General features: G+C 39.8%; 13 protein-coding genes. 8 read left to right on the plus strand and 5 right to left on the minus strand.

What is annotated here, in order from left to right; genetic code table 11:
• Positions 1-7: 7 nt before the first annotated feature.
• Together HQK88_09610 and HQK88_09615 are read right to left on the minus strand one after the other, a co-directional pair.
• Entirely contained in the window at positions 8-2,446 is a 2,439-nt protein-coding gene (locus HQK88_09610) for a hypothetical protein (GenBank protein ID MBF0617054.1), read from the minus strand.
• Between the two features lie 103 nt (positions 2,447-2,549).
• Entirely contained in the window at positions 2,550-3,884 is a 1,335-nt protein-coding gene (locus HQK88_09615) for a hypothetical protein (GenBank protein ID MBF0617055.1), read from the minus strand.
• 597 nt (positions 3,885-4,481) lie between these two features.
• On the opposite strand from HQK88_09615, the gene HQK88_09620 reads away from it, so the two are divergent.
• Genes HQK88_09620 through HQK88_09630 form a run of 3 tightly spaced genes read left to right on the plus strand, consistent with a single transcriptional unit; the run spans position 4,482 to position 9,899 of the window.
• Positions 4,482-7,067 (plus strand): PAS domain S-box protein, encoded by a 2,586-nt coding sequence (locus HQK88_09620; protein ID MBF0617056.1) that lies wholly within the window; start codon positions 4,482-4,484, stop codon positions 7,065-7,067.
• A 36-nt stretch (positions 7,068-7,103) separates the two neighbouring features.
• Complete coding sequence (locus HQK88_09625) at positions 7,104-8,402, plus strand: diguanylate cyclase (GenBank protein MBF0617057.1); 1,299 nt, start codon at positions 7,104-7,106, stop codon at positions 8,400-8,402.
• Positions 8,403-8,441: 39 nt separating this feature from the next.
• Positions 8,442-9,899 (plus strand): response regulator, encoded by a 1,458-nt coding sequence (locus HQK88_09630; GenBank protein MBF0617058.1) that lies wholly within the window; start codon positions 8,442-8,444, stop codon positions 9,897-9,899.
• A gap of 22 nt (positions 9,900-9,921) precedes the next feature.
• Here HQK88_09630 and HQK88_09635 read toward each other — a convergent pair whose 3' ends face one another.
• Entirely contained in the window at positions 9,922-11,154 is a 1,233-nt protein-coding gene (locus tag HQK88_09635) for an Nramp family divalent metal transporter (GenBank protein MBF0617059.1), read from the minus strand.
• A gap of 243 nt (positions 11,155-11,397) precedes the next feature.
• Here HQK88_09635 and HQK88_09640 point away from each other — a divergent pair, with 243 nt between their 5' ends.
• On the plus strand, positions 11,398-11,634 hold the full coding sequence (locus tag HQK88_09640) for a CopG family transcriptional regulator (GenBank protein MBF0617060.1): 237 nt from the start codon (positions 11,398-11,400) through the stop codon (positions 11,632-11,634).
• Between the two features lie 144 nt (positions 11,635-11,778).
• On the opposite strand, the gene HQK88_09645 is transcribed toward HQK88_09640, so the two are convergent.
• Positions 11,779-12,327, minus strand: coding sequence for a hypothetical protein (locus HQK88_09645; GenBank protein MBF0617061.1), 549 nt, complete (start codon positions 12,325-12,327; stop codon positions 11,779-11,781).
• 252 nt (positions 12,328-12,579) lie between these two features.
• Here HQK88_09645 and HQK88_09650 point away from each other — a divergent pair, with 252 nt between their 5' ends.
• The 4 genes from HQK88_09650 (at position 12,580) to HQK88_09665 (ending at position 15,476) form a co-directional block, all read left to right on the plus strand.
• A complete protein-coding gene (locus tag HQK88_09650; GenBank protein ID MBF0617062.1) occupies positions 12,580-12,933 on the plus strand; it encodes a type II toxin-antitoxin system RelE/ParE family toxin in 354 nt (117 codons plus the stop codon).
• Entirely contained in the window at positions 12,930-13,208 is a 279-nt protein-coding gene (locus HQK88_09655; protein ID MBF0617063.1) for an XRE family transcriptional regulator, read from the plus strand. Before HQK88_09650 ends, HQK88_09655 begins: the two co-directional genes overlap by 4 nt.
• Positions 13,209-13,453: 245 nt before the next feature.
• Entirely contained in the window at positions 13,454-14,791 is a 1,338-nt protein-coding gene (locus HQK88_09660) for a sigma 54-interacting transcriptional regulator (protein MBF0617064.1), read from the plus strand.
• 229 nt (positions 14,792-15,020) lie between these two features.
• On the plus strand, positions 15,021-15,476 hold the full coding sequence (locus tag HQK88_09665; protein MBF0617065.1) for an Hsp20/alpha crystallin family protein: 456 nt from the start codon (positions 15,021-15,023) through the stop codon (positions 15,474-15,476).
• Positions 15,477-15,741: 265 nt separating this feature from the next.
• Here the strand turns inward: HQK88_09665 and HQK88_09670 are convergent.
• On the minus strand, positions 15,742-16,326 hold a 585-nt coding region (locus tag HQK88_09670), incomplete at its 5' end, for an efflux transporter outer membrane subunit (protein MBF0617066.1).

A 16,326-nucleotide genomic window follows, 5' to 3' on the forward strand; every position in this document is an offset into this window, starting at 1 on the left:
GAATGTCTCACTTGGCAACAGGGGTTTTTACTTTAAACACACGTGCTGTAGGCCATGAGTTATAGACCTCGGTGTAGAGGTCTTTGTTGTAGTTGCCAAGCAGGTACATCTGATTGAAGTTGGAGTTAAAAACCTCATCGTTAAACAAAAACTGAGCAAATATTGCGCCGTTTTTTGCAAGGGCTTCAAAAAACAGCCCTTTTTTGTTACCATACTCTACGCTATCCAATACCTGCCCGTCTTCAACGACAACTGCCCTGCTAAGGACGCTGCGGCCATTTATCGTTCCCGATTTAAGGTCTATCTTGCTGTCTTCACACATAACGATACGATCCTTGAAAGACTGGCAACTAAGCGGCATAAAATATGGTTGACTGCTGTCTGTCTCTCCTTTTACTGCATCAATGCCACGTAACGTAAGAATGGCTGGAAGCTTCATTATCATATCCACCGTATATAAAATATAGGACTTGTCATATTTTACGTCATCCAACACTTTTTCCACACCGAAGTCCTTTTTAATTTGCGTCTCCGTAACAGTTGAGCCCCCTTTGGTCAGCATACTCAGGATATTGTAGAGTTCTACCTGACTATCTGACGTTAGCGCATGGGCGATAAATAGTGTTTTTACCGTTTCCTGAGAACCGCCGTCATGATAGGTGGCAAAACCCGTTGTATCCTCAAGTGCATAGCCATAGTCCCACCATGTGAAAAGTACCGACTTTTCCGGCAGCATCCTGCCGATTGTCTTAAATGACGAATATAAAGGTGTTGCAATGGATGGAGATGGCACCAGAAAAAAAGCCGTCTGCTTTATTATAACCAGAAAAAAAACAAAAACTGATGCGTAAAGAATTGACTCCTTAAGCAGTTCTTTTTTTATTTTAAACGTCTGATATAATGAATCTAAGATCAAACTGACGAAATAACCGTACCCAACTCCTACAAACGGAGCCAGATACATGGCAAAGCGGTTAGAGCCGGAAAAAGCAACCACTCCCAGTAGCAAAACCGGTGATAGTGGTATAACTTTTTTAATGTTGAGAACTCCAAAAACAGCGAAAAAGATAAGCCCAATAACAGTAAGAACCGGGTTTTGCAGTATCATTGCCATCGTTTCCATAAATGGATATTTGTATAGTTCAGATACCTGAGTAAGCGCTGAGTTTTGCGCTCCAAACTCAACCCCCATAAAAGAGTGTTTTCCAAAAAATACATAATTTGACAGTATCGGAAACACATACGCTGAAAGATATGGAAGCATGTATGACTTAAATATATGCAAGCTAAGAGTTTTCACATCTGGCCATCTTTCTAAAGAAAAAGCCATAAGTGTGGTTAACATTATTACTATATGGTGAAAAAACCCGAACCTGATCCTTTTATAGAATACGGCTGTAGTTACATAAACCACCGCCACTGACAATGAAAGTGTAAACTTAAGCGAAACTACGGGAACAAATACTAAAACAAACAGTGCTATTGGTAAAATGAAATCTCTCCTTTTTGCAAAAACTCTCTCATAAGGAATAATAAAAGGAGCCACATACATACTCATATAATGTGTCATATCAACGGCAAATGTGGAAAGGTAAAATAGCAGAAGTGACTTCACAGAGTCAGGCGGAAAGACGGCATGGGATAGTCCGGCAGGAGTCTTAAAAAAGATATTGGCAAAACCCTCCGGGGTTGAAAAAAACAAAAAAATCAGCAGGGCTTTTAGTATGTCAATTTTGTGTACCTTGTTAAAAAATAGAAATAACGCAAAAGCGGTAAAATACATTATGACAAACTGCTCAGTAGGGTACCACAAGTTAAAGATGTATATAGTTCCGCCTGCTAAGGCTGCATAGAGATTTAAAAATCGTGACTTCTTTGAAAATAAAATGAACAGGGAGGCCATAAAAGGGAAAAAAAGGTTCATCGAATCTGTATCTACGCGCCCTAAACACGTCCGTACATGGTAGCTTTGGCAAAATGTGGCAATTAATCCGCCAGTTATGCCAGCTGCCGGATACCCTGCCCGGTAAAAGTAGATGATAAGGGGAATTACGAACAAACTGGCAAGAAACGGTATAAGATAAATACCTGCAGTGTATAGATCTCCGGATGTGAGCTTTGATACCAGTCTGAGAAGGAAACACAGAAGCGGTTCCTTCTCAGGATAATCATAACCTTTTGTAGGGAAAAACCTAAGAGGGTCAGTCTGTCCGGCATTGTATCGTCCGTTTTCATAATCTCTTGCCATTCTAATCCAGTAGAAGGCATCAACTGTTGTCATCATAGGAGTTGTCCCTACAAAGTACATATCCGGAGTGTGTTTCCATATCTGGTACTGATTTAATCTTACAGAGGTTGAAAGAATAAATGTTAGTGCTGCTACAATTAGAATGGAGATTGTGCTGACGCGAATTGTTGGTCTCAGAAATTTGAACTTATCAATCACTATGCAAAATATATGATTTTAATGAAAAAAGTCAAGAGCTGAAGAATTTCAGCATGTGCCTTTTCAGATTTCGTTTAACCTTTCCCTGTTTAAACTCATCCACTCAGTAGTTTACAAGAACATTCTGGAGATTGTTACTCCAATCATTCATATAAACCCGGTCGGCCATTTCCAGTATAGCGGCAAATGGTTTTTTGTTGGTGAAGGTTGTAACAGATGCGGAATATCCCCAGGACTCTGAGTATTGCCAGTCAGTTGGTTCCGTGTTTGCGTCATTATCGGGTATCTGAGATGTATCAAGGGATGAATCAGTGAACTTCATATAGGAACTATCGGGATTTAATCTTACCCATAAACCTGCTGTCTTATGAAATCCATCATAAGCCATATGTATGTGCGGTTTGTCTTTTGCTGCCTGTACATGGTCACGAACAGTAAAAACAAGCATTATTTTAGTTTCCAAATGCGAAGAAGCTATTAGTGGATACAAATGGCTGACTGACCTGAATTGCCACAATTGTGCTGCCTCATCCGGGGTAGCCACATCAACTGGCCATTGTTCTGAGGAAAAGACGTTTTTATAAAGAGCATTAGTTAAATCCGCTGAATATACTCGCTTTCCATACATGGTTTGAAAAAAACTGAGAAGAACAAAAGGATTAGAAGTCTTAGAGTCAAAACAAGGGCGTCCCTCAGGGTAAAGACTTACGTTGACACACCAGCCAAGGGTTGTATAATCCAGATTTAAACCATTGGGACCATAGTTGTCCGGATAATTGTAATAAGGATTATAATGGGGGATACCCTGTGTGTCATAATAGCCAATCTCAATGGCATATATCTTATCCTCAGTTGGAGATTCCATAGAAACTAAATATGCCAGATTTTTTATATCAGTTCCATGCCGGGCTAAAAGATTAGTAGCCTCCATCCCTGTGTGGGAATAAGCATAAATCCCGACATTACTTAGAAGGGGTGTAACGGGTAGAATATCACTAATATAGAGGCCGTCAGTATTTTGAGTTAACCCAAGAATAAAAAGAACTATGTCTCTTAACGCCAAAATTGTGTTTTGGCCTCCGTAATCAAAAACACCTTCACTCATAACATACATGCTTCCTATATTTGCTATATGACCGGGCCATAAGAACTCTACCGTAATAAACCCACGGCTGTTAATATATGTATTGTCTGCAAAAAGAACAGGTTCCATATCAACAGGAGGAATGTAGATAATGACAGGGGCTCCTTCTGTGTAACGTGTTGTTACAGGAGATGTAATTTTTATCAGGACATTACCGCTGCCCTCTGAATAAACATATGTATAAGTTATTGAACTGTCAGAGGCACCCTCCATAGCGTTACAGTATGTACCTGAGCCGCCGATTAAAATAAACGAGGCGAGCATTCCCACAAACAGCAAAACATAAAAAAACATTCTAATTTGGATTACTGTAGGCACTCCTTATGATAGCATATTGAGACCGTTGCAAAAATATTATAACACCAAAGTTGAGTTCAAAAATATAACAAAATGTTATAGAAAAAGGATGAGATTGCCACACCCCCTGCGGGGGTTCGCAATGACGGCGTGGGCTGTGCGTGGGCGTACCTATCCGTCATTACGAGGAGCGATAGCGACGTGGTAATCTCATCATTATTATATTTTAGGCTGCTACTCGGTATTAATTGGGAAATACTTTTCCCACATTTTGGGAATTTTGCAACGGTCTCATATTGCAGTCAATATCTCTGATATATATAATCAGATACTTGAAATATAAACCCTGCTTAACAACGTTGTTCCTTAAATCCGTTACAGAGGTGTGAAAAAAAGTTAAAAGCCCTCTTGCTTCAATGTTTTCAGATTATAAAGAGTGCAAACGACCACTTATCGGATTTCGGGTCTTAACTTGCTTTTTCAATAGATATAGGTTACTATCTACTATAACGGACTAAAGGATTTTATTTGAAAACCATTTTTTTTGTTGCTCTAAACTGTGAGATTGTTTGAAAACACGGAGGATTAACGGCAATGATTTTATCAGAGAGCTCCGATACACCAGAAAATAATAATAAAACTATAATAGATTACGCAATACTGTTTGTAAAGTTTTCCGAAATCGCCTCAATAATCGTTTTCTCTGTTGGATTAATTGCATTTGCTGAGTGTATTTTCAGATTTTTAAATTTAAAGCCACTGTGTTTCAAATATGATATTATGAGAGTAAATGCAGCCCTTGCTTTTATTCTGACAGGCATATCTCTGTGGTCTGTACAAACTAAACGACTTTCCAATTTTAACAAGAAACTTTCTGTAATTAGTGCTTTCTTTGTTTTTTTTATTGGATTTCTCACCGCGTTAGAATATATTTTTAACATTAATCTGGGTCTTGAAACTTTTTTGTGGAGTGAAAAAGATCATTTGGAAGGTGCTTACTTTCACGGTAGAATGGCATTTAATACAGCCCTAGATTTTATTTTGATTGGAACCTCCCTTATGTTTATAGACAAAGATACAAAAAAAATGTTTACTTTGCCGCAACTATTTATAACTATTGCAGGAATTATAACTTTATTGGCACTTGAGGGATATATTTATAATGTTTCAAGTCTCTATACCATGAATACATTCACTGCAATGCCTTTGGATGCTTTAATATCATTTATGATTGTATGTGCAGGTGTGTTTTTAGCAAGACCTGATAACGGTATTATGAAAACAGTATCCTCAAATACATTAGGAGGTTTAATAACCCGCAGAATGCTTATAGCTGTTATAACGATACCTTTTTTAATAGATATTATAGGAGGTTTAGGAGCACACGCGGGTCTCTACAATGAGGCTCTTAGCGATGCCGTGACAATGATATTTACAATGATAGTCCTGATTTATTTAGTATTGAAGACTTCAAGAAGGATTAATAACGAGGAAATATATAGAAAAGAAGCTGAAGAGGTAATAGAAAGCGTTGCCAGATTTCCAGGCGAAAATCCCAATCCGGTGCTTCGTATCATGTCAAATTTCCAGATCATTTACTCAAACAAAGCAGGCAACGTCTTGTTGCCAAATATTGCTGCCAAAAATAATGATATTTTTGAGATTAATGATGAGCTGTGGAAAGAAAAGATAAGCACCTCCCTCTCCCAAAAAATGGCGGCAGAAATGGAAATGTCAGCTAATGACAAATTCTTTCATTTTACAATTACGCCAGTGCCGGCTATGAACTATATAAATCTCTATGGATACGATATAACTAAGCGCATAAAAGCCGAGCAGTCACTGCGTGACAGCGAAAACAGATACAGGACTTTGATGGAGCAGGCCTCAGACGGTATAATGCTTGCCGACCATGAGGGTAATTATACTGACGTAAATACCAAAGCTTGCGAAATGCTGGGATACACAAAAGAAGAAATCCTGAGGCTTAATATTACAGATATAGTAGAGCCTGAGGATTTGGCAACAAAACCAATAGCCTTTGATAAATTAAAAACAGGACAGACGGTAATGTCTGAGCGTAAGCTGCTCCGCAAGGACGGCAATGTCGTTGATACAGAAATAAGCGCTAAGATGCTTCCTGACACTCGCTTTCAAGCTATCATCAGAGATATTACAGAGCGCAAAGTCATGGAGGATGCTCTTAACTATGAACGCAACAAGTTATTAAACATACTGGACACTATGGAGGATGGAATCTACATAGTAGATAGTAAATTCAACTTACAGTATGCAAACCCTATAGTAATCAGGGAATTTGGCAAAATGGAAAATAATAAATGTTTTTCCTATTTTCACGGACTTAAAGATACTTGCCCCTGGTGTAAAAACTTAGAAGTATTTAGCGGCGAGACGGTTCACTGGGAATTTACAATGACAAAAACTAAAAAGACCTATGATATTTTAGATACTCCATTAAAAAATCCTGACGGTAGTATATCTAAACTGGAAATTTTCAGAGACATTACCGAGCGTAAGACAGCCGAGGAAAAACTCAAGAAAAACATTCAGGAAAAAGAACTCCTTATTAAGGAAATGCACCATAGAGTAAAAAACAACCTGCAATTGGTTTCCGGCCTTTTAGGACTCCAACTTGGCCAAATAAAGGACAAAACTTATCGTGCTATGTTTGAGGAAAGTCAAAATAGAATAAAGTCTATTGCTTTGGTTCATGAAAGACTCTACAGTTCAAAATCAAAAAGCCTCGCCGAGGTAAATATGAAAGAGTACATATCTAATCTTACGTCAAACCTCGCTTCATCTTTTATAGATGAGAGTACAGAATTTTCGTTAAATATTGATGCAAAAGATATTCTTGTCGGCATAGATACTGCCATCCCCTGTGGATTAATAATAAATGAACTTTTTACAAATATATTAAAACACGCTTTTTCAGGAGACGATATTGGTCAAATCAATATATCGTTACAGTTAGAGAATGAAAAAGAAATTGAAATCTCTATAAGCGACAATGGAATCGGTTTGCCTGAAAATATTGATTTAAATAAACCTAAAACTCTTGGATTAACGATAGTAGGTATATTGGTTAAACAACTAAATGCCGTCATAGATTTGGACAGAACAGCTGGCACAAAATTTACCATAAGATTGAAAAAATAAATAGATAATGACCTTATGTATAAAGGAGAAGTTATTATGGCTAAAGCTGAGATAATGATTGTTGAGGATGAGGGCATAACAGCCCATTATATACAAAACACACTGGTTAATTTGGGATATACGATAATATCTATAGAGAACTCAGGCGAGTGCACATTAGAAAAGTTAAACAACGATAAACCCGATTTGGTTCTGATGGATATAAAACTTAGTGGAGATATTGACGGAATTGAAACTGCTGAGGAAATCCGTGTCAAATTCGACATTCCTGTGGTTTTTTTAACAGCGCACTCAGATGGACCAATGATTGAGCGGGCTAAAATCGCTCAACCGTATGGTTATGTCTTAAAGCCGTTTGATGGCAAAGATTTACAGTCAAATATCGAAATGGCCTTGTATAAACACAACTCTGAAAAGAAAATGAGGGAATTGGCCTACTATGATGTGTTAACCGGTCTTCCTAACAGAACTCTCTTCTATGACCGGCTCGTACAAGCCCTGAATATATCAAAACGCAACAACAAGATGGTAGCAATTTGTATGGTAGATCTGGATGGTTTTAAATGTGTGAACGACAGAATGGGGCATGATGTTGGAGATAAGGTGCTTAAGGAGGTAGCCGTAAGATTAAAAGACAGTGTCAGGGAGTCAGATACAGTGGCAAGGATAGGAGGCGATGAATTTATATTGATAGTAACAAACATCTTAAACCAGGCAGATGCAGCCACAATAGCTCAAAAGGTGCTTTTATCCATTGGCGCACCATTTGAGCTGAAATCACCAATATGTGCCATTGGCTCAAGTATTGGCATTTCCCTTTGTCCGGATGATGGCACTGACCCTGATATATTAATTAAAAAGGCTGACATGGCTATGTATCATGCAAAGGAAAATGGTAAACACTGTTTCTTTTTCTTTAAAGATATAAATAAAAAAATTGCTTTGGGTACAGAAGTTATAGTAGGTTTTGCCTTAGAGTTTGTACTACATAAAAAGGGCAGTTGGAATCATAACGATTGGGTCAACTTTTTATTGTCAACAGAAAGAAATGGGTTACACATTACAGAAAATATTAAGGCAAGTTTGGGTCTGTTGTTAGAAACACAAAAAAAACTATACCAATTAATGCCGGAATCAGACTTAAACTACATATGCAATGAAGTTGTTAAATTTGTCAAAGAAAACAAAGGCTCATGGCTTCATACAGAATGGGAGCTGTTATTACAAAATTTTGAATCAAATCATATAAAATTACCAACAGACAAAGGGCACATTGTTGAGGAGATTGTTAAGAATATAAAGTCTCTGTATATTATGGCAGAGAGTAACGCATAAACATGCAGCACCTCATATGCGGTTAGAGGAGATGGTATCATGGCTAAAGCTGAAATAATGATTGTTGAAGATGACGGTATAACTGCACTTTATATTCAAAAGATGCTGGAGGCCCTGGGGTACACAAGCAAACATATAGAGCAATCAGGCGAGAGAGCGATACAGAAGCTAAGTGAATATAGACCCGACCTGGTATTGATGGATATAAAACTGCATGGAGATATGGATGGAATAGCGGCAGCTGAGGAAATCCGCACCAAATTCGACATTCCTGTGGTTTATCTCACTGCCCATGCAGATGATTTAATGCTTGAGCGGGCTAAAAATACCGAACCCTATGGATATATACTCAAGCCTTTTGAAGACAGGGAACTACATTTGACAATAGAAATGGCTCTTCACAAGCACAGGCTTCAAAGCCGCCTCAAAGAAAACGAGCGATGGCTCTCCACGGTTTTAATGAGCATAGGGGATGCCATTATTGCTACCGACAGCGACTACAACATTGTGTTTATGAACCCGGTGGCGGTGCATCTGACAGGCCACAGTCAGGAACGAGCACTTGGCAGGAATATCAACGAGGTTTTTAAACTTGATGGTGATGATAATGCAGTGGAGCATTTCCGCAGTGCTAACGAATGTAGTATGAAGGTAGATATGAAAGACCGTGTTATCTTGAAAAAGACCGGAAGCAAGATTTATATTAACGGCTGCATATCGCCAATTTTGGATGATAACGGCTCGGTAGAGGGTATAGTGATTGCTTTTCACGACATCACCGAAAAAAAACTCTATGAAGAGACTCTTAAAAACCAGAGGGAAAGTTTCATCTCAGTCCTCTTGCATGACCTGAAGTCTCCTGTGATTGCCATCAAGGGCTACTTAAACAGGTACCTTGTTGGTAAGGCTAAAACAGATAAAGATAAAGAGGAAGTGGTAAGAATAGCACATGACGCATCAGGAGATGTTCTAAATATAATTGAAGACATCTCTCAGGCACTCAGGAGTAGAAACTCCATGATTGCTTTTAATCCGCAAGAGGTAAAATTTAACGACGTTTTGGCTTCTGTTTTGATAAATTTTATGCCTGAGATTGAAAAGCGGGGCATTGAACTTATTGTTAACGAATACCCCGGAATAGCCAGGCTGGAGGAGACATCAGTTTCTATTATGGCCGATTTGTACCAGATTAAAACCATGACGGAAAATCTTATCGGTAATGCCATAAAGTACGCAAACAAACTGATAGAGATAAAGCTGCAAAAAACCGGAGACAATATAATACTGTCAGTGGTGGACGATGGTAAGGGGATTGAGTACGAGTATCATGAGAAGATATTTGAGGAGTATTTTCAGGCGCCTGAAAGTGTAAAAGGCACAGGGCTTGGCCTATTCAGTGTAAAGAAAGTTGTTGAAAAACACAGAGGGACAATATCTTTGAAACCCATTGAAAACAGAGGCGCTCATTTTGAGGTTATACTTCCATTTATTAAATGACAGAGTTTTATGAACGCACATTCTATGTGCGGAACGACTCGATTGCAAGCATAATGTTAAAGATAATTACTACAGCAGCAATAATCAATAGAAATATCTTTTCCAACCCTGAGTTTGCGTGCTCGCCCATTACGTGTTTAGAAGATGTCAGGAAAATCAGAGAAACCATAGTCAGTGGAAGTTGTATGCTTAAAGCAATCTGGCTTACGATTATCCCCTGAAAAGGGTCTTTTAGAAAATAAATAATCACAGCGGCAAAGATGACTGTTAAGGCAATTCCTGTGCGTGAGTGTTTGTCTGAGGTGTCCAGTGGCTTACCGAACATTCCTGCAAAAATCGAACCCCCTGCCATTGCTGCGGTTATTGTTGAGGACAGTCCGGCAAATAGCAGAGCAAGGGCAAACACTATGGCTGCTTTTGTGCCAAGGAGGGGTTTAAGTGTGTTTTGAGCCTGTTGGAGTTCTGTTACGTGAATGCCTCTTTCTTTAAAAACTGAGGCTGCCACTATTATCATGGCTGCATTTATAAGAAAGCCAACAAACATGGATGTCAGGGTGTCAGTGAATTCGTACTTAAGCTGTCTGTTGATTATCTCTTTGCTTTTAAGGTTCCAGTGCCTGCTTTGAATAATCTCTGAATGCAGAAATATATTATGCGGCATGACGACAGAACCAATAACACTCATCACAATCAGCATCGAACCCACTGGCAGTGACGGTGTAAATGAATAATAAATCGCAGATTTCCAGTTTACATCTACAAGGAATAGTTCAAAAATAAAGGCGATTCCAATAAGTGACACAAAAGCTATAATCCATTTTTCGAGTTTTCTGTAAGTGTTTGTAAAAACCATCCAAAAGACAAATACCACAGTAAGGGGGGTGCCAATTGATATGGGAAGACCCAAAAGCATGTTTAGCCCGATAGCTGCCCCCAGTATTTCGGCAAGTGCCGTTGACACACCGGCAGCTACGGCAGAAAGTAAAAAAACGCTGCCAACGTATTTATTAAAATACTTCTTTGATGCCTCAGACAGACAAAGCCCTGTGACTATTCCAAGGTGGGCCGCATTATGCTGTAGGATTATCAACATGACGGTTGAAAGTGTTATCAGCCAAAGGAGATTGTACCCGTAGTCGGAACCGGCAGAAATATTAGCCGCCCAGTTGCCGGGATCTATAAAACCCACGGTTATAAGAAACCCCGGCCCCAGGTACTTAAATAATTCAAACGCTTTTGTGTCTGTTAATTTCATGTTCAGTTAAGTTAGTTCTCGTGTTTTGTTATGTTTTACAGATGTATTATCCGATTTCTGCAACAAAAAATCAAATTCATTTGAAATATAATTCATGCTGAAAGGTTGCCATGCCCTCACTGTGCTACGGGAGTTTATAGAAGCGCAGGAACACCGGACTCATAAATATTAGAATCCTTATTAATACAGAGTGATGATTTGTGATATAATTTAGTAAAACTATTATGGAGGTGGACAAAATACGTGAAAACCACTTTAACAATAAGCGATGATTTATCTGAAAGACTGAGTGCTTTGGCTAAAACTGAACATCAGTCGGAATCTTCTCTTGCATCAGAGGCAATTGAGGAGTTTTTAAGTGTACGGCAATGGCATATTCAAGCAATAAACGAGGGTATTGAGGCTGCAGACAGAGGCGATGTTGTAAGTCATGAGGAGGCTGCTCATGTCTTAACAGATAAAGGTAGTTGCTTCAGTTAAGTTTGGGGAAAATCGTATCTGGAATTCTACCTGTAAAACAATTCACATCACCAATTAAAAGACCAACATAATAGTTTGGTCCCCAATTAAGCTCATTATATAGATATTCTGCATGTTTATCCATTTCCTCTCCTGAGTTTATTTTCATTGGGTTGAATTTATAGCACATAAGAGAATTTTGATTTCTGAGTTAATAGAGTCCAATTGTTTTTTCTTTATTTTCGCTTTCGTAAAAAAATCACGCCTAAATTTAGAACCTTCAAATTCGGGGTCGAAATCACGATAAGGACCGGTTACTATATCTCTTTCCTGTTCATGTTCTTTGGTTAGACAAAACACTTCTATGACACTTTCTTTCTCTCCGTATTTGGCACGGAAATCTGGTTGAGTATTGTTCTTTGCTTGTTGCGGAGCTATGGTTGTAAAACCAAACTTTTTTAGCCAAAAGATGGATCTTAGTTCAGCGAAGAATGCTTCTAATGCTTCAATTGTTAGATCTCTCGGTTTAAAATCCAATCGTTGCAAGAGATCAGGAAAAGATAATCCCGTAATCTCACATGCTTCATCCATCCGTTTAAAAATACGAGATCGAGTTTTGGGATCGATCAATCTTGCATCATTTGTTTTTTTGTACAAATTATCAAGATATAATTTAAACTCGTCTTCTGTGTAATTTTTCACCTTTTTCACCATCGTTACCCCATTCCACTTAATATCTACAAGAACATCCAGTATGCTGTAAGTTATTTTATCACAGTTTTGGCGAAATTTCACATTTAGGGGAAATCCTATATAGAAGCGACCAGAACGTTTTTTTTATGTCAGAACATCTCTCCCTCTCGTTAAAACTCCTTTTGTGTCTCTACAAAACTGGACAAAACGATAAAGCAGAAAAATCTTGCAATGGTGTACTTTATATGGTACACTATTGTTAGAGGTTTGTTGATGACCGTGAAACAATTGAAAGAGATACCAGTTATCTTCTATCGTAGTTCGCTTGGGGCAGAGCCTGTCAGAGACTGGTTGCGCAACTTGCCAAGTGAAGACAGGCGCACAATTGGGTTTGACCTCGCAACTGTACAGGTTGGTTGGCCTGTCGGGATGCCGTTGTGCCATTCCCTTGGCGGCGGATTGTGGGAGGTGCGCAGCACTCTGCCAAGCCGTAGAATTGCGCGGATGTTATTTTTTATATACGAGGGACAGCTCATAGTTTTACACGGCTTCATCAAACAGACACAGAGAACACCACAGGACGAACTTGAATTAGCACGTAAACGAATGAAGGAGGTTGTGACATGAGCAATAAACATTTAGGATCAACGCTCTATGAGTTTCTACAAGAGGAAGGCATTTACGATGCCGCGAAGACGGCAGCGGCTATGCGCGTGATTTCGTGGCAGATTGCCGAGGAAATGCACAAGAAGGGAATAACTAAGCTTGAAATGGCCGAGCTCATGCACACAAGCCGTACACAGGTTGACCGAATACTTAAGGCAAAGGGCAACGTAACAATTGAGACGCTGCAACGTGCCGCCGCACTTGTCGGACGTGAACTTCGCCTTGAATTGGTGTAGCTGACCCGTCAACGACAGAAGAAAGCACCTTACTGGCATTATCACAACCAAGGTCTTGGCCGCTCACTGCTATACGGTGCTATGATTCGTATAACTAATGACCGTGGTTGTTTTTAATGAAAAAATACATGGTGCGTTTACGAGGCAGTTCGTTCTGTTTCTGTTTTGGACAGATATGATACAATAATATTTACTTGAACCTGGGTTTAAGTCAGTAAGGTGCAACTTAATGGAGAGCCTGCAACTTGAATTCTGATACAGTTGAATCATGTGAGTTAATAAGAAAAAACCGTAATGACCTCTTAGCAATTCTTAATCAACTGAGAGTTGGCTCCATAATGCTTGATGAAAATGAAAATATGATTTTTGTAAGTAAACTTGTTCTCGATATTTTTGGAATAACCGATGATGAAATAACAGGTATGCCTTTAGATAAACTAATTCGGCCTAATGTAAAAAATTACGGAGAGCTTGTTTCAGCCATATCGGCTAATAAAGCAAATAACGGGAAAGTTATATTAGAAGCAGACTCTCCCGGAGGTAAACAATTTTGGTTTGAAGTGGAGGTCAAAGAGGATCCTGAGAATTTAAGAAGGAAAATTCTGTTTTTATATGATGTGACTGAAGTGTATGGACTAAGAAAACTCCTTAAAGGTAAAGCCGGTTTTCAGGATATGACAGGAAAAAGCTCTGTCATGGGAAAAGTGTTTACCCAAATCAGAAATATTGCCGATGTTTACTGGACAGTACTTATCGAGGGTGAAACAGGAACCGGTAAAGAACTGGTAGCCCGTGCCATTCATTCCCTTGGGAATCGTAAAGACAAACCGTTTATAGCGCTAAATTGTGCAGGATTAACTGAATCATTGCTCACCAGCCAATTATTTGGCCATCGCAAGGGTGCTTTCACAGGTGCGGTGTCCGACCACAAGGGGTTTTTTGAAACTGCAGAGGGTGGCACGGTTTTTCTTGATGAGATTGGCGATGTCCCTCTAAATGTGCAGGCTAATCTGCTGCGTTTTCTGGAATCACATGAAATAACGGTAGTTGGCGAATCTGTATCAAAAACTGTGGATGTAAGGGTAATCACTGCTACAAATAAAAGTCTTTCGGATGAGGTTAAAAAGGGAAACTTCAGAGCAGATCTGTTATATCGAATCCGTGTTGCCCGCATAACTTTGCCGCCCCTTAGGGAACGAAGAGAGGATATACCTCTTTTAGCAAGCCGGTTTCTGTCTGAAGCGGAGGCTTTTTCCGGTAAAAAAATTACTGATATAAGCACTGAGGTAATGGCATTATTTTTAAATTATTCATGGCCTGGAAATGTGAGAGAGCTACGCAGCGCTATAGAGTTTGCCGTTATACATAGCAAGAGCTCCGTTATTATCCCGAATGACTTACCACCTGAAATTGCTGATTCCGATGAGAGTGTATCGTCTTTGGCACTTGATAGCATAGAAGATGAGCGCGAGAGATTTTTAGAAGCTCTGAGGCTCTCTCATGGTAATCGCGCTAAAGCAGCCCGCTCTCTTGGAATTAGCAGAGCTACCTTTTACCGGCATCTTTACCGCTTAAAACTATAAAATGAGTCATTGTGTCTCATGTGATACATTTTTGAGACATTTTTTGTGTTTCATTCCTGTGATTTGAACGAACTTACTCTTACAAAACCAGCAAAATAAGCTCTGGCATGGTATTTGCTCTATATTAAGTAGCATAAAGTTAACAAGGCAAATGGAATTGCAGAGGAAACACATGTAAATAGTGTATAGAGACAATGTCTCTGACACGTTAAAGAAAGGAGGATCTACCATGTCAATAGTTAAATGGTATCCAGCAACAACAAGGTTTGAGAGCCTCTATGACACACTGTTTGATGACGTGTTGCAAGGGTTTGACCACAGCCGACAATTTTTGTCAGCAGGAAACAGCGAATGCGGAGAGTTAACGCCTAAAATCGAGGTAGTGGAGAAGAAGGATAGCTATGTTTTAAGAGCGGAGCTACCTGGCGTCAAGAAAGAAGACGTTGACATTAGCGTAAGCCACGGTGTATTGAAAATAACAGGAGAACTAAAGAGTGCAGAGGAGGAGGGTAGTGAGTGCTACTGTTCGGAGAGAGCATACGGAAAGTTTCAACGAACACTACAAATTCCTTCAACAGTGGATGTGGATTTTATAGAAGCGAAGCACAAAGATGGAATTCTTGAGCTTTGTATGCCTAAGACAAAAGAGGCTATCGTAGAGGAAAAAAAGATAAAGATTGCTTAAAAGTGGAGGGTAGGACAATGACAGCTAAATTGCAATGTATAGATTCTGATTTTTTGAGAAAGCAATTTATGAGAAACCAATGTGTATGTGACATGGAATGGAGAGCCATTAAACACGGGGAGGATACAGACGATTGCCAATGTATGCTATGAAAAAGGGGAGGGTTTCACCTCCCTCCCCACTTAAAGTAAACTCATCACGTCAATGAATTTCGGCAGCAGGCGTTTTTTGACGCTTATTTTTGTCAACGGACAGCGCGTAACCGTTACAGTCCTCCACCAAGCACCTTGTAAAGTGTCACCAAATTGACCAGCCGGGAAAGGCCAACGGTAATCAGCCCCTGTTGTGCACTGTAAAGAGAGCGTTGCGAGTCCAGGACATTCAGGTAGCTTGCTATGCCATTTTTGTAGCGCGCTTGTGATAGTCGGTAGCTTGCGGCAGTTGCCTCCGTAAGAGATTGCTGAGCCTTCAGTTGAGCATCAAGGGTACCATACTGAGCAAGGGCGTCGGCCACCTCCCTGAAGGCACTCTGGATAGTCTTCTTATACTGAGCAAGGAGGATTTCGCGGTCAACCTCTGACACTTTCAGGTTGGCCAGGTTTCTCCCTGCATCAAAGATCGGCAGGGTAATTTGTGGGTTAAAGGTCCATGATTCGGCTCCCCCCTTAAAAAGCCCGGATAACTGATCGCTGGAAAGACCAATGCTTGTGGTGAGCTTAATGCTTGGAAAGAAAGCCGCCCGTGCGGCGCCGATATTTGCGTTGGCGGCTTTAAGGAGGTGTTCTGCCTGTACGATGTCGGGGCGGCGTTGCAGCACGTCGGACGGCAGGCCTGCACTGAGCTCTTTCAG

Source organism: Nitrospirota bacterium, assembly GCA_015233895.1.
Classification (GTDB): Bacteria; Nitrospirota; Thermodesulfovibrionia; order Thermodesulfovibrionales; family Magnetobacteriaceae; genus Magnetomonas.